The 13,927-nt window shown below is 70.4% G+C and carries 15 protein-coding genes and 3 pseudogenes; 7 read left to right on the plus strand and 11 right to left on the minus strand.

The features are described 5' to 3' along the window. From ACIQVZ_RS41000 to ACIQVZ_RS41015, 4 genes and pseudogenes are all read right to left on the minus strand, one after another. Positions 1 to 647, minus strand: a 647-nt coding sequence (locus ACIQVZ_RS41000; RefSeq protein WP_402457865.1) for a HAMP domain-containing protein, incomplete at its 3' end; no start/stop codon positions are given. A gap of 257 nt (positions 648 to 904) precedes the next feature. Further along, positions 905 to 1,321 (minus strand): hypothetical protein, encoded by a 417-nt coding sequence (locus ACIQVZ_RS41005; RefSeq protein ID WP_402457868.1) that lies wholly within the window; start codon positions 1,319 to 1,321, stop codon positions 905 to 907. A gap of 21 nt (positions 1,322 to 1,342) precedes the next feature. Continuing rightward, a pseudogene (locus tag ACIQVZ_RS41010) lies at positions 1,343 to 1,510 on the minus strand (IS481 family transposase); the annotation flags it as partial. Positions 1,511 to 1,563: 53 nt separating this feature from the next. Next, positions 1,564 to 2,187 (minus strand): hypothetical protein, encoded by a 624-nt coding sequence (locus ACIQVZ_RS41015; RefSeq protein WP_402457871.1) that lies wholly within the window; start codon positions 2,185 to 2,187, stop codon positions 1,564 to 1,566. 920 nt (positions 2,188 to 3,107) lie between these two features. Between ACIQVZ_RS41015 and ACIQVZ_RS41020 the strand changes: the two genes are divergently transcribed. Beyond that, positions 3,108 to 3,638 (plus strand): general stress protein, encoded by a 531-nt coding sequence (locus tag ACIQVZ_RS41020; RefSeq protein ID WP_402457873.1) that lies wholly within the window; start codon positions 3,108 to 3,110, stop codon positions 3,636 to 3,638. A gap of 473 nt (positions 3,639 to 4,111) precedes the next feature. Further along, entirely contained in the window at positions 4,112 to 4,765 is a 654-nt protein-coding gene (locus ACIQVZ_RS41025) for a DedA family protein (protein ID WP_402457875.1), read from the plus strand. 570 nt (positions 4,766 to 5,335) lie between these two features. On the opposite strand, the gene ACIQVZ_RS41030 is transcribed toward ACIQVZ_RS41025, so the two are convergent. The 5 genes from ACIQVZ_RS41030 to ACIQVZ_RS41050 form a co-directional block, all read right to left on the minus strand. Next, positions 5,336 to 5,566: a DUF4235 domain-containing protein gene (locus tag ACIQVZ_RS41030; RefSeq protein WP_402457878.1), complete on the minus strand. Its 231-nt coding sequence runs from the start codon at positions 5,564 to 5,566 to the stop codon at positions 5,336 to 5,338. Between the two features lie 27 nt (positions 5,567 to 5,593). Further along, the gene (locus tag ACIQVZ_RS41035; protein WP_402457880.1) at positions 5,594 to 6,073 is read right to left on the minus strand and encodes a DUF3618 domain-containing protein; all 480 of its coding nucleotides are present in this window, start codon (positions 6,071 to 6,073) and stop codon (positions 5,594 to 5,596) included. Between the two features lie 58 nt (positions 6,074 to 6,131). Then, positions 6,132 to 6,494: a phage holin family protein gene (locus ACIQVZ_RS41040; protein ID WP_402457881.1), complete on the minus strand. Its 363-nt coding sequence runs from the start codon at positions 6,492 to 6,494 to the stop codon at positions 6,132 to 6,134. A gap of 606 nt (positions 6,495 to 7,100) precedes the next feature. Next, positions 7,101 to 8,597 (minus strand): phosphatase PAP2 family protein, encoded by a 1,497-nt coding sequence (locus tag ACIQVZ_RS41045; RefSeq protein WP_402457884.1) that lies wholly within the window; start codon positions 8,595 to 8,597, stop codon positions 7,101 to 7,103. A gap of 515 nt (positions 8,598 to 9,112) precedes the next feature. Further along, complete coding sequence (locus ACIQVZ_RS41050) at positions 9,113 to 9,259, minus strand: hypothetical protein (RefSeq protein ID WP_402457886.1); 147 nt, start codon at positions 9,257 to 9,259, stop codon at positions 9,113 to 9,115. Between the two features lie 246 nt (positions 9,260 to 9,505). Between ACIQVZ_RS41050 and ACIQVZ_RS41055 the strand changes: the two genes are divergently transcribed. From ACIQVZ_RS41055 to ACIQVZ_RS41065, 3 genes are all read left to right on the plus strand, one after another. Further along, complete coding sequence (locus ACIQVZ_RS41055; RefSeq protein WP_402457889.1) at positions 9,506 to 9,958, plus strand: ATP-binding protein; 453 nt, start codon at positions 9,506 to 9,508, stop codon at positions 9,956 to 9,958. 87 nt (positions 9,959 to 10,045) lie between these two features. After that, positions 10,046 to 11,677 carry a phytoene desaturase family protein gene (locus tag ACIQVZ_RS41060; RefSeq protein ID WP_402457890.1) on the plus strand — a complete coding sequence of 544 codons (1,632 nt, stop codon included), beginning with the start codon at positions 10,046 to 10,048 and terminating at the stop codon, positions 11,675 to 11,677. A gap of 38 nt (positions 11,678 to 11,715) precedes the next feature. Then, on the plus strand, positions 11,716 to 12,159 hold the full coding sequence (locus tag ACIQVZ_RS41065) for an SRPBCC family protein (RefSeq protein ID WP_402457893.1): 444 nt from the start codon (positions 11,716 to 11,718) through the stop codon (positions 12,157 to 12,159). 54 nt (positions 12,160 to 12,213) lie between these two features. Here the strand turns inward: ACIQVZ_RS41065 and ACIQVZ_RS41070 are convergent, their stop codons facing one another. Both ACIQVZ_RS41070 and ACIQVZ_RS41075 read right to left on the minus strand, forming a co-directional pair. Then, positions 12,214 to 13,107, minus strand: coding sequence for a SigB/SigF/SigG family RNA polymerase sigma factor (locus ACIQVZ_RS41070; RefSeq protein WP_402457895.1), 894 nt, complete (start codon positions 13,105 to 13,107; stop codon positions 12,214 to 12,216). A gap of 164 nt (positions 13,108 to 13,271) precedes the next feature. Then, positions 13,272 to 13,397, minus strand: a complete 126-nt coding sequence (locus ACIQVZ_RS41075; protein ID WP_402457898.1) for a hypothetical protein — start codon at positions 13,395 to 13,397, stop codon at positions 13,272 to 13,274. 131 nt (positions 13,398 to 13,528) lie between these two features. On the opposite strand from ACIQVZ_RS41075, the pseudogene ACIQVZ_RS41080 reads away from it, so the two are divergent. Both ACIQVZ_RS41080 and ACIQVZ_RS41085 read left to right on the plus strand, forming a co-directional pair. Continuing rightward, positions 13,529 to 13,663, plus strand: a pseudogene (locus ACIQVZ_RS41080) (helix-turn-helix domain-containing protein); the annotation flags it as partial. A 28-nt stretch (positions 13,664 to 13,691) separates the two neighbouring features. Next, a pseudogene (locus ACIQVZ_RS41085) lies at positions 13,692 to 13,927 on the plus strand (GNAT family N-acetyltransferase); the annotation flags it as partial.

Here is a 13,927-nt window from a genome sequence, read left to right on the forward strand (position 1 = left end):
ATGTTTCGGACCTGGTCGGTGAGGTTGCCCGCCATGAAGTTGACCGAGTCGGTCAGGTCCCGCCAGGTCCCGCCGACACCCGGGACCTGTGCCTGCCCGCCGAGACGGCCCTCGCTGCCGACCTCGCGTGCGACCCGGGTGACTTCGTCGGCGAAGGCGGAGAGCTGGTCGACCATCGTGTTGACGGTGTTCTTCAGCTCCAGGATCTCGCCCCGGGCGGCGACGTCGATCTTCTGCGACAGGTCGCCCTGCGCGACGGCGGTGGCGACCTGCGCGATGTCACGGACCTGGCTGGTGAGATTGCCGGCCATGGCGTTGACGGAGTCGGTCAGGTCCTTCCAGGTCCCCGACACGCCGGGTACCTCCGCCTGGCCGCCGAGCTGGCCCTCGGTCCCGACCTCGCGGGCCACCCGGGTCACCTCGGAGGTGAACAGCGAGAGCTGGTCGACCATGCCGTTGAAGACGGTGGCGATCTCGCCGAGCAGCCCGTCGGCGTCGCCCGGCAGCCGGGTACCGAAGTCACCGTCGCGCACCGCGGTCAGGCCCGCCAGCAGCTGGCGCAACTCGGGTTCTCCGACCTGCGCCGGCCCGGGAACCTGCGGCTCTCGCCCCTGCGGAACGGTGCCGGTGTTCGTCGTGCCAGCCATCGAAGGTCGCCTCCGTAGAACAGAACACTGGGCCTACCGGCACGCTCCCGTCCTTGGCGGATCCGGTCCAGCGGTTGCCTTGCGGGCCCTGCCCGGCACGGGAGACGCGCCGTCGAGAGGCTACCCCAGCCGCTCGTCGGCGCGCGAACCTCGGGGCTACGGCCTGAGGCCGGACACTGCGAGTCCTGTCGACTCCCATAGGGCCGCCGAGCTTGGTCGGCGGGTCACATATGTATGCGGTGCCGGAGCAGCGTGGATCAGGCGACGGCGATGTGCGTAAGGGTGTCGCGCAGGTGGCGGACGGCCTCTTCGGCGTCGGTGAACTGGTCGGGGCTGGGGAGGATGGTGCCGAAGGCGTGGTGGGGGTCGGCGGGCAGGGAGCGCCAGTGCAGGACCGGGGAGAGTGCGGTGCCGGCGCCGCCGAGGAACCAGGCGAGGTGGCCGTGGGTGCGGGCGAGGGTGATCGCGATGACTGCGATGGCCTCGCGCAGGTCCTCCAGACGCACGGCCTCCGGGAGGCTCTGACGATCGGCCGGCACATCGACGGTCTCGGTGAGGCCGTCGGCGACCTTGCGGGCGAGAAGTCGCTCCCCCTCCGTGATCTTCCACGCCCCTTCGCGGGTCTCGCGTTCGGCTTCCTCGGTCAGCTTGGCGATGGTCGTCTGGATGTCCACAACCTGACCCTAGCTCTGGGCCTAGCTGTATTGACCCGCAGGGTTGTGACGCGGGTGACCGGGGTGGCCTCCGAGTGCGGGGTGGCAGCGATGGTAGGGGTACTGGTGGAGGAAGTCGGTCAGGGCGGCCGCGCGTTCGCTGTTGCCGGCGTAGGGGCGCTGGTAGGCCCATTCGTCGAGGGGGGTGCGGGTAGGGCCGCCCGAGCGGCGAGGAGCCTGCCGAGCATCCGGCTCTCCAGTGACTACTGCGTGAGCCTCGGGTTCGGCTTCCCGATGTGGATCCGCTCGTGGCAGGTGCCGCAGACTACGAGGGCCTTCCGCCGGCGCTTGGCCATGAGGTCCGCCCATTCGGGGGATGGCCCGTCAAGTCGGGTGAGGTCGTTCAATGATCTGATGTGGTGAACCTCCACCTCGCCAGTCTGTTCACAAACCTCGCACCGCTCTCCCTGGAGTCGACGGATCAGTTCCTTTTGTGGTAGACGGGGCCAGTCAGACAGCCGGTCAGCTCGGCCGTCTTCTGCCGTTTTAAAGGAATCCCTCCGAACCGTGCAACCAGTTCCTTCCTGTTGTCGCGAGGCATGTACGCCTCGAAACAAGTGCGCGGCCGGTGAGGGGTGTGGATCTTGGCCTTGAGGCGGGCCGTCATCTCCGACACCGTCGACCCGTGCTTTCTTGCGAGAGTCCTGAGCGTTGCTGTTTCCAGGACCTATCGCAGCCTGTGAAGTCGGAAGACATCGCCGGGCATCAGGTAGTACTGGAAGATTCCCCGGTAATCGACGGCGAACTTTCCGACGATGACGTAGTCGGTTCCGTTCGCCAGCGGGTTCTGGCATGCTGGCCTTCCGCCCGCCATATACGGGGAACATTTGGCCGTGATCACTGTTTTGGAAACATGCAGAGTGATCGCCCCGTCGAAGGATCGGCGATTTCGCCGATCCGTCCCGGAGGGGCGTCGTGTTCTGCGGCCTGTGCTCGCCGTCGCGATCTCATAGCCGAGGAATCTCGCCCTGCCTGTCCGGGCATGAGTGATCAGCGTTTTGTCCTGTGACAGCTCCAGCTCGAGATCTCCACGCAGGAACGTCGCCAGACGCTGTTTGGTTTCCTTCCTCGGCCTCGGCCTTTGGTCCGACGAATCCGAGGAGGGTGTCGTCGGCGTACCGCACGTATCGCAGCCGCCGGTAGCCGGGAGCGCATGGGTCCTGACTGGGCAGGCTGTGCAGCCATCGGTAGAGGGACCGAACGGTCACCCTTTCGTCGGGCTCGCGCGATTGCCGATTCCACCCGGCGGTATTCTGAGCTGCGGGCCGTGTGCCACGCGCACACGCGTGCGCACGGCCGTGGGGGGATGTACGACCGTGCGCCGCGACCTCTGCCATGCGCCTGACGGCAGGTGTGATGCGTTTCCGCAACGCCCACTTTAGCCCCCCGAGGCGACTCACACTCCCCGCCAGACCCCAGCGTCGGCCGAAACCACCCGACCGGGCGAACGACGCGTCATCGGACGGGTACGCGCACCCCGGCGGACCGTTGTCCCCGAGCGTCAGCCGCGTGGCGCGCCCCGGTGCGTCTTCCCGGTATGGGCGCCGGTCTCGTCGGCGAAACTGACCGTCAGGGCATGATCGCCTGCAGGAGAGCGCAAGGGAAGCCGCCTACCGTCCCCGCCCGTACCCCCGGCCCAGCCACGATGATCTGACTTGTGGTCACCTGCTGTTAAAACCAGCCGCAGGGGGCACACGGTGCTCTGTGTCCCAATCGGGGACGAAGCGGCAGGAATGGAGATGATCACGTGAGTGAGTCACAGTCGGGTGCGGTGATCGGCGTATACGGGTCGATGAAGGACGCGGAGAACGCGGTGCGGGCCCTGCTGGAGCAGGGAGTTCCAGCCTGGGAAGTCTCCATCGTGGGGCAGGACTTGCACAGTGAGACCCAGGTCCACGGCTTCATCACGACCGGTGACAGCGCCAAGGCCGGGGCCAAGCGCGGGGCGTGGGTGGGCGGTTTGTTCGGCGTGCTCACCGGAGCAGCTCTGCTCTTCATCCCGGGCGCGGGTGCCCTCGTGGTCCTTGGCCCCCTTGCCGCCGGCGCCGTCGCCGCGGCCGAAGGCGCCGCAGTGGGCGGTGGCCTCGGTGCCGTCCTCGGGCACTTCATCGCCCACCAGCACATCCCCAAGTACAGCCGCCACCTCGAGGCCGGCCACTACCTCGTGCTGCGCCACGGTCCGCAGGCCGAGGACGTTCAACTCCTCGAGAGGGCGACGACGCCCGTCGACGCGGTCGAGCACCACCCGGACCTGGTCACCGCCACGCCTGCACGCTGACCTGCGCTCGCAGCGGCCGCGAGGAAGACGGCGTGGCCGCTGCATGGCGCACCGTCCGCCGGCCTGCACCCCCCTGAGGGCGCCAGCGCGAGCCTCTCTGCGCACGCCGGCGCCCTCCGACCGGCGATCACCGCCAGCATCCCCTGGCGTCCGGTCGCCGCCGAGCCGCGTGAGTCGACGTCTCTCGTCAGTCACGCCCGGGTGTCCGCGTCGGCTGGGGTTCGGGGAGAGAAGCCAGCGTGGTACCGAAGCGCCCGCGCCACCATCTCGGCGGCCCTGAGGAACTCGGCTGGTTCGTTCCCGCCTCCACCTTCACTCGCGACCGCGCGGATCGTGCGATGCCCGCGCGCCATGAAAAAGGGTTCCGGGGGCACCGAGCCGACGGCGCCGACCCGATCCGGACACGGCCCCGAGACGTGCCACGCCTTCTCGCCGCCCCTAAACGGCAAACGGCCGAAAGGATGTCCGCCCCAGTGACCCCACCCCCGCTGCCGGGCCCGCTGGCCCTTCTCGCCCCGCTGCTGGAGAACTACGGCTACCTGGCGCTCGCCACCCTGGTCTTCCTCGACAATGCCCTGATCCCCGTACCGGGGCAGACCGTCCTGATCGCCGCAGCCGTCTACGCCGGCACCGGGCGGCTGAACATCGCGGCCGTGATCGGTATCGCGGCTGTGGCGGCCATCCTCGGCGACAGCTTCGGATATGTGATCGGCCGTCGTGGCGGCCGGCCCTTCGTCCACCGCTTCGGTCGCTACGTGCTGTTGACCCCCGAACGCTTCGCCAAGGCGGAGAGCTTCTTCCACCGCCACGGCGGCAAGGTTGTCACGGTGGCCCGCTTCATCGACGGACTGCGCCAGATCAACGGCGTCCTGGCCGGTGCCAGCGAGATGCCCTGGCGCCCCTTCCTGGCCTTCAACACCCTGGGAGCGGCACTGTGGGTCAGCCTGTGGGCAAGCCTCGCCTACGAGGCCGGCACCGACATCGGCCCCCTCTACCAGCAGGCCGTCCGCTACCAGACCTACCTGCTCCTCACCCTCGCGGCCGTCGCCGCAACGCTGCTCGTCCGCTTCCTTGTGCGCCGGCGCCGGCCCACAGAGCCCGGACACCGCAACGCCCGCCCCTCCTGAGCAAGGCGGCCGAGGCTACCACCCTCCCCCCTCGCGCCGCTGCGGCGGCCGCTCTCCTGCACCGCCTGCCCGACGCGCGACCCAGAGGGGGCAACCACCGCGGTCAGCGGCGGCGCTCCTCTCGGGTGAGGGCGGCAGCGAGGATGGCCTCAGCCCGGCAGACCACCTCCATCCGGCCCAACTCCCGGTCCGGCAAAGACTGCAGGCGGTCGAAACCGACACCTCGGTGGGACGGGCCCCCGAACACACGCTGAGTCCCCGGCCTGGGATAGAACACGAGAGCCTCCACGGAGGCGCCCACCCACGCGCGAACACGCGGGCCCAGCGGCCGAAGCGACGGCCTGGCCGCCACCCACAGCACCCCGGCCCCGATACCAACCACCGCCACCGCGGTGCCACTGATCATGATGTCCTCACCGTGTTTGCTTCTCCCGTCCTGCCCACCAAGCGCCTGTGGCACCCGCGAACGCCAACCGGCGAATCGACTGCAGCCCCTGTGAGAGCTCGCTGGCCGACGAGTCGGCTCAGGAGCGCGGGCGCCGCAGCGAAGAGCCTGCCCACGCTGGCGGGTCAGTCCGGCCACGTGCCGGTCAGACGCCGCGTCCCAGCCGCGCCGCCCCGCTCGACCGCCGCTTTGACCCCTGCGAAGACCGCGCCCTGCAGGGCGGCAGCTGTCAGTACCCCACGCCAGCTGCGGTCCTCGTCCGTCGCCCGCGGCGCGTCACCCTCCCCACCCACCACCTGCCACAGCTGCTTGAACAGCGCTCCGGCCAGGATCCCACCAAGAGCGCCGATCAGCATGCCGAGCGGCTTGGTACAGCACCTTGATCACGCCAGCCTCCCCGCCCGACTGCGCGCCCCCAGCGCGGCGAGAGCGCCGACGGCCACCCCCACCACCGCCCAGGACACCCAGCTCCGGCTGCTACGTCCCCTCCGATCGAGGGCCTTCCAAACCTGCGCCGGCGCCCTGTCCTGCACCGTCTCGGTGAGAGTGGCCGCCACGTGGGTCAGCTGCTCCTTGGCCTGGACGCCAGCGCTCTGCGCCGCGTGCACGGCCTGTGCCGCCTTCTCCCGCGTCTGCGCGGCGGTGCCCGCCGCGGTGTCGCGCAGGTGGGCCTTCGCGTCGGCCGCCTTCGCCTGGACCTGGCCCCTGACGTCGAATTTCGCCGCGAGTTCCTCCACCGCGTGCCCGAGCCGCTCGCGGGCGTCTTTGATCGTATCCGGCAGATCACCAGCCTCGCGCGGAGCACCTTCGGCGTTGCCAGTTTCCTGCGCGGGCAAGCCGTTGCCATCGCGGTTGCTCATCATCGCTGGGCCCTTTCCTTGATTTCTTCGATATCGGTCTTCACGCTGGCGACCGTCTTGCTCAGGCACCGGCGGCGCGGCGCAGTCGACTCCGCCGGTCAGGGCGAGGAGTGCCGCGAGGGCGACCGGGTGCGGCGGCGATCAGGGCAGCTGCCCACAGCGGCAAAGTGAGAGTGAGGGCGGCGATCATCGCAACCACCACCGCTTGCGCGGCGAGGACGCCGACGACCGCGGCGCCGCCGAGCATGCCGCCGCCCACCCCGGCCTCCTCACCCGTGCGGGCCAGTTCACTCTGGGCACGGCGCAGTTCCAGGTGGACCAGATCGGAGAGCTGCTGGGATGCCTGGACGACCAGGGCACCCAGACAATGCGCTGGTGGGCCCGGGGGCGGTGCCTGGAGCGGCTGCTGCGGGCGTTCACTCATCGGGAGACTTTTCCTCTCGGTCAGGGCTGTCGTTGATTGCCCCCTCGCGGGTGCGTCGCCTGGCTGGACCTGGGGCTTCGCGCTCTGCGGCAGGCCGCCTGCGCTGGCGCGGCCGGGACGAGGGATGCCATACCGGGCGCCTTTCCTGAAGTGCCGCCATGAACCCGGTGGGTCCGGAAGAAATGCGGGGCCCTGGGCGAGCAGGATGAACGCCGAGGTCGATCAGGGTTCCCTGGTCGCTGATGAGGCGCAGTTGGCTCCCGGCAGTCGATGACCGTGCGCGCCCTCGGGGAAGGTGGAGCCAGGCCCCGCCCGGCGAGGAGCGCCCACGTGCGAACCGAGAACGGGGGGGGCGAACTACCCTGCCCGCGCCGGGATACACGAACGTCGCTTCGACGACGGTTCGTCGGCCAGGTGGGGCGAGACGGCCGCGCGACGCGACGGGCGCCCGGCGGGCGGCTGGCCGCCACCTACCGGCGCCGTCGCCGGCCGGGGTGGAAGGGGTGGTTCTGTACCGGGTGCGCACGTCGCTGTCGTGTCAGCTGCGGTGCCGGCCGTGGTCGGCGCCGCTATGAAGAGCCCAGACGCGGCGGGTGGTGGCGGAGGTCATGCGATGGCGGGATCTTCGGGGCGGTAGACCGTGAGAGCAGCCACGGCTTTGGCCAGCCGTACCCGGTCGGGAGCGGGGATGGCTTCGCCGTCCACGGCGAGATGGTGGACGTCGTGCAGGTCGGTGAGGTCGATGGCGGTCAGGCGGGCCTCGCGGTACACGGGGGAGGCGGCGAGGGTGCCGGTGAGGAAGGCCAGCGCGAGTCGGGTGCGGGCTAAGGGGTGGCTGCCGTCGATGGCACGGACGTCGAGCAGGCCGCCGTCCAGGTCGCTGCGGTGGGTGGTGGCGAAGCCGGGCGGGTCGTAGCTGCCGTTGCCGGCGAAGAGCATCCACAGGCTCCGTGGCACTCCGGAGACGCTGAGTCGGACCGGTTCGGCGGTGGCAAGGACGCGCACCAGTGCGACGGCGAGGGCGGGCCACTTGCCGAGGCGCTTCTCCAGGCTCTCGCGCACACGGACGAGCTCGGGATAGATCCCGACGCTGAAGGTGTTCAGGAAGACCTGGTGCGTTTCCTCGCCGGAGAGCAGGCCGAGATCGACGGTGGCGGCGCTGCCGGCCTGGACCGCCTCGGCGGTGGAGCGCAGCGTGTGGCTGCCGAGGTCGGTGGCGAAGTGGTTGAGGGTGCCGCCCGGGAACACGGCCAGCGGCAGCGACTCCCGGACCGCGACCCTCGCGGCCAGGTTGACCGTGCCGTCGCCGCCGCAGACGCCCAGCGCGCCGTCGGCCTTGACGGCGAGCGCCGCGGCCTGGTCCAGGAGCGCGGCCAGGTCCTGGCCTTCCCCGCACACCCGGATGTCCGCTTGCGGAAGTTGCTTGCGCAGTTCCTCGACGGTGTGCTCGGGGCCGGTGTTGGCGGCGACGGCCCTGGCACCCGAGGCGGCATTGACGACGACGAAAAGCCCGGCACCTGCGGCCAGTGCGGGCGCCTTGATCTGGGGTGCGGCGGTATGGGCGGGGCGGTCGATGCGGCGGGGCCACCAGCGCAGGGTGAGGGCCGCCACACCCGCACCGAGGGCTGCTCCGGCCAGTACGTCCCCGGGGTAGTGGACTCCGACGTAGATCCGGGAGGCCATCACACCCAGTGCCACGGGCGCGGCGACGGCGCCCAGAACGGGCGACTCGATGGCCAGGGCGGTGGCGAACGCCGCGGCCGAGGCGGAGTGCCCCGAGGGGAAGGAACTGGTGATGGGCTGTTTGAGCAGGCGCCGTACCACGGGTACCGGGTCCAGGGCGGGTCGGGGCCGGCGGGTGAGGCCCTTGGCGGCGATGTTCGCGGCGGCGGAAGCGATCAGCAGGGAACCGGCGCCGCGCAGGGCTGCCCGACGGGCGGTGCGATTGCCGCTCGCCCCCAGCACCGCTGCGGTGCCCATCCAGAGCTTGCCGTGATCGGCGGCCCGGGTGAGCCGGGAAAGCCGCGGGTCGGCGCCGCGTAGGCGGCGGGAGGCGACCTGCACGAAGAGCCGGGCGTCAAGGTCGTTCAAGGCTTTCCTCATGGGAAGCAGGTCCTTCTCGTCTCGTCTGCTTGGTGACGCGCGGACGGTATGCGTGTGCGACGTCGTCCGCCTGCCCCGCCCAGGCCAGAGGGAACCTCTCCCCGCCCCACCGCGCGCCCGCTTCTGACCCATGGACAGTTCGTGCGGCCGGCAGAGTCCCCGGCAGTTTCCAGCTCGACCGCGAATGGATCCGCTGGGCAACGGGCAGCCCGCGGCATGCCCGGGCGCGGGAAGCCGCTAGGGGCTCATCCACTTACGGGTCTGCCCGGACCGGGGGGAGGCGCAGGGCGTGGCGTTGGGCAAGACGCCTGCGGGCGCGGTCCATGTCGCGCCGCTGCGGACGGGGCTGAAGCTGCGGGCGGGACGCTGCAAGCCCGCGACAACAAAGACCGCCGCAAGAAGATGCGGTGCTGACAGAAGGATCAGGACTGGCATCTTCGATCTCCTCGAGGGTGGAATCGTCCGTCGATCACCCTGGAGTATCAGCGGTTCACCCCACGCTCGGCATCGTGCGATCACGGTCGCGCTGTCCGCGCCCGGTGACGCCCCATCCCGCCGGCCAGCCTGGCAGGCTGTCGGTGGCGGGCGGAGCGGACCGGCCCGGCCAGCGTCAGGCCTGCGCCGAGCACGAGCGGAGCGAGCAGCAGGATCATGACAGTCATGGCGGCCTCCGTGCGCTGACGAGCTGTAGGCCCCGCCTGCCCGATGACAGCGCATCAACACCTCGCCGGGGGCGGAACGCGTGACGCGGCCTGAGTGCCTTGGCCGCGAAGGTCGGGTCAGAACAGCTAGTGCGGCTGTCGGACTGCCAGCTTCGCGGCCCGCCGAACTCCAGCGGGCCCGAGCGGGGTGATGGACAGGCGCGGCGGGTAGGCGACTGTCACCGACGGCGACGAGAGGTAGGGCCCATGGGCGAGATGTCGATGCGGGCCACGGGCTGGGCCCGTTCCTTCCCGATCAACGGCGGGATCCGGGCGGCTCGATCCTGGGCCCGCGAGCACCTTGACTCCCTCGGATGGACAACCGGAGCACCCGAGACAGCTGGCGCGGTGTTGCTGACCGTGTCCGAGCTGGTCACCAACGCCCACCTGCACGCCCACAGCAGCGCCAACCTCGTACTGACGTGGGACAGCCGATGCCTGCACGTCAGCGTCCACGACTCCTCCCCGGTCCTGCCCACCCCCCGGACGCCCGACGCCACGACCCCCAACGGCCGCGGTCTCGGCCTCGTCGACGCACTCGCCGACACCTGGCACACCCGCCGACAGACCGACGGGAAGACCGTCGTCGCCTGCTTCTACCCACCCGGCCAACCCGACCCGCACGCCTGCGAGCCCGACGGCCCCCAGCCCGACCACTGAGACCCGCACACACTCGTATCTCCAGCGCGCCCGTGCGCCAGGCGGTGGGTAGCGTGGGACGGGTGAGGATCGGGGAGCGTGGGCAGGATGGCTGACGCGATCGTCGTCGGGGCCGGACCGAACGGCCTGGTGGCCGCCAACGTCCTGGCCGACGCCGGCTGGCAGGTCGACGTCCTCGAAGCCCAGGACGAGCCGGGCGGCGCGGTACGCAGCAACCGCGGCGTCGACCCGGCGTTCGTCTCGGACCTCTTCAGCTCCTTCTACCCACTGGCGAAGGCCTCGCCCGCGATCGGCGCCCTCGACCTGGAGCAGCACGGCCTGCGATGGAGTCACGCGCCCGCCGTCCTGGCACACCCGATGCCCGACGGCCGCTGCGCGACCCTGCACCGCGGCCCGGATACGACCCGCGAGCAGCTGGAGGCGTCCTTCGGCAGTGCGGACGGTGCCGCGTGGGGGCAGCTTTCCGCGCTGTGGGAGACCCTCGACCCGCACCTGCTGCGCAGCCTCTTCACGCCGTTCCCACCACTGAAACCCGCGGCGGCGATCGCAGCCTCCCTCGGGCCCTCAGGGCTGCTTCGGCTGGCACGATTCATGTCCCTGCCGGTGCGCCGGCTCGCGGAGGAGGAGTTCACCGAGCCGGGCGCAGGCCTGCTGCTCGCCGGGTGCGCCCTGCACGCCGACCTGCTGCCCGAGTCGCCGGGCAGCGCGGCCTTCGGCTGGCTGATGGCGATGCTGGGCCAGCAGGTCGGCTGGCCGGTGCCGGTCGGCGGCTCCTCCGCGCTGACCGCTGCTCTGGTACGCCGCCTGGAGTCGCTGGGTGGGCGGGTGCACTGCGGCCAGCGGGTCGAAGAGGTGATTGTGCGCTCCGGGAAGGCCCTGGGGGTGCGGACCGCCGACGGCCAGTCGTACCGGGCCCGGCGGGCCGTTCTGGCGGACGTGGCCGCCACGTCCCTGTACGGACAGCTCGTCGGCTGGGAACACCTTCCGGCCGGGCTTCGCGATGACCTGCGCCGCTTCCAGTGGGACTTCTCCACGTTCAAGGTCGACTGGGCGTTGTCCGGGCCTATCCCCTGGACCGCCTCGGAGGCGGGCACGGCGGGCACCGTCCACCTGGGGGCGGACATGAACGAGCTCAGCGACTACGCCCTGCAGGTCGCCACCGGCCGGGTGCCGGCCCGGCCGTTCGCCCTGCTGGGGCAGATGACCACGGCCGACCCCACGAGGTCCCCCGCCGGAACACAGTCGGCCTGGGCCTACACCCACGTGCCGCAGCGGGTCGTGGGCGACCTTGGCGAGGACGGCATCACCGGCCACTGGGACGCACGGGAGGCCGAAGCGATGGCAGGCCGGCTGGAGCAACAAGTCGAGCGGTTCGCCCCCGGTTTCCGGTCCCTTGTCACCGCTCGTCGGATCCTCACCCCACCCCTCCTACAGTCGCTGAACGAGAACCTCGTCGGCGGGGCCTTGAACGGCGGCACCACCGCTGTCCACCAACAGCTCGTCTTCCGTCCGGTACCGGGGACCGGACGCCCCGAGACGCCCGTCGAACGCCTGTACCTCGCGTCGTCCTCGGCGCACCCCGGCGGCGGAGTGCACGGGGCATGCGGAGCCAATGCGGCCCGTGCCGCACTGCGCTCCCACCGGCTCCTGGGCGGCGCAGCGGTGTCGCCAGCCCTCTTTGCCGCCCAGCGGTTCCTGCGACGAGCCGCGGGGGACTGAACGCCGATCGTGGTCCGACACAGCCCGAAGGGCGACTTATGGCACAGCGACAGCAGTTGATCGAAACCTCGCCGGACCACGTCTGGGCGGTCCTCGCGGACGGGCGGCGCTACGCCGAATGGGTCGTCGGCACGAAGGAGATCCTGCACGCGGACAGCCACTGGCCCGCGGTCGGGGCCAGACTCCGGTTCCGGGTGGGCTTCGGCCCGGCGACGCTGGAGGACACCTGCGTGGTGCGGATCAGCGAACACATGCGCCGCCTGGAGCTGGAGGCGAAGGCCGACCCGTTCGGCACCGCCCGGATCGCCTTCACCCTCATCCCCTGGGCCGCCCACACCCTCGTCATCCTCGACGAACACCCCTTGCGGGGCCCCGGTGCACGCCTGCAGGGACCGGCCAGCGAACTCATGCTGCACCTGCGCAACCGCCGCATGCTCGCCAATCTGGCCCGGCACGCGACCGGCGAGAGGGCTCCTGGCTGAGGGCACGCCCCTCGCGCGGGCGCCGTAGGCTACGGCGCCCAGGCGAAGATCCGCTCAGCAGTCCTCGTGCAGCAACCCGGAGCGCAGGGTAGCCAGGGCGCGGGTCAGCAGCCTTGAGACGTGCATCTGGGAGATACCGAGCCGCTGCCCGATCTGAGCCTGGGTCAGTTCCTCGCCGAAGCGCAGCGAGATGATCGTGCGGTCGCGTTCCGGCAGGGCGGCAACGAGCGGCTTGAGGGCGTGGAGGTCCTCGAAGCGGGTGAGTCGCACGTCGTCGAAGCCTAGCCGGCGCATGAGCGTGCTCTCCGGCGAGGCCGTCTCGAGCTGCATGTCCAGCGAGCCAGCCCTGTAGGCGTTGCTCGCGGTGAGCCCCTCGATGACCTCCTCCTCGCTCACCTGAAGGCGAGCGGAGAGCTCGGCGACGGTCGGAGCCCGGTCCAGGTTCTGCTCCAACTCGTCGGAGGCCTTGGCCAAGGCCAGGCGCAGCTCCTGAAGACGGCGGGGGACGTGGACGGCCCAGGTGCTGTCGCGGAAGTGCCGCTTGATCTCGCCGATGATGGTGGGCAGCGCGTAGGTGGTGAACTCCAGGCCGCGGTCGGGCTCGAATCGGTCGATGGCCTTGATCAGGCCGATGACCCCGACCTGGACGATGTCGTCCATCGACTCGGAGCGGGAGGCGAAGCGCCGCGCCGCGTACTTGACGAGCGAGATGTTCAGCTCGATCAGAGTTGCCCGGACGTAGGAGTAGTCGGCGGTGCCCTCCTCGAGCTGCTTCAGCCGCACCAGCAGGGTGCGGGACAGCTCACGCGCGTCGGCGGGGGCGACTGCGCCGGGGTCCTCGATGCGCGGCAGCTCCGCCGCCTCCCCAAGGGACGGGATGGCGGCTCCTGACGTGGGGGTGTCGTGCACGGGCTGCTGGCTGGTCAGCAGAGCGCGGGGTGCCGTCATGACGTTCCTTTCGTCCGGTGTCGTCGTTCGTACGCCTCTACCCCTATCACTCCCGGTGATGCGCCTCAATCCCTACACTGACCGATTTGCCTCTCATGTCCTCTATGTCGAAGGGCAGGTTGCTGGTCGACTGGGTCATGCCGGGCTGCGGGGTCGGTCTCTCTTTACGGACGACTCCGTCGGCGATGCAGGCCGATCACCGTTTCCGGTGAGGTCGCCAGTTCGCGTACCAGGGTCCGCAGGAAGACGTCGCGGTCCAGGTCGATGTCCACGTCGGCCGGGTGACTCATCGCGCCTCTCCTAGGCGTACTGACCACGGAGGTTGGTGACGAGGTTCACGGCGTGGCGATCTTGAAATGAGTGAAAGCCCTCTGGCGCGGTGTGGATTGCGACATCTGCACCTACAGCCGGAAAGGCCCTCATGTCACACCGTAACGCACCGCTGACCGAGACTGGACGCCTGCGTCTGGCCCGCTGCGTGGTCGAGGACGGCTGGCCGCTGCGCCGGGCCGCCGAGCGTTTCCAGGTCTCGCCGACCACGGCCAAGCGCTGGGCCGAGCCCCCGGGCCGCGTAGCCTCGCCGGATGGCAGAGATCGTGACGACGTACGTCGAGATGACCAACCGCAGTGAACTCCAACCCGGAACTCCGGTCCCGGGGATGGCGCTCAACACCGTCAACAGGGACTTGCCGCTGGTTCCCGATCTGCTGGCGAGGATCGGCGCACCGTATCAGTGGCGCAGCGCACGCCGCAGCCCTCAGAAGTGGGAGGCGTGGTTCGCCGAGCATCCGGATCTCACCTGTTGGCTTTTGACCGTGGC

The sequence above is a fragment of the Kitasatospora sp. NPDC098663 genome (genome assembly GCF_044760075.1).
GTDB lineage: Bacteria > Actinomycetota > Actinomycetes > Streptomycetales > Streptomycetaceae > Kitasatospora.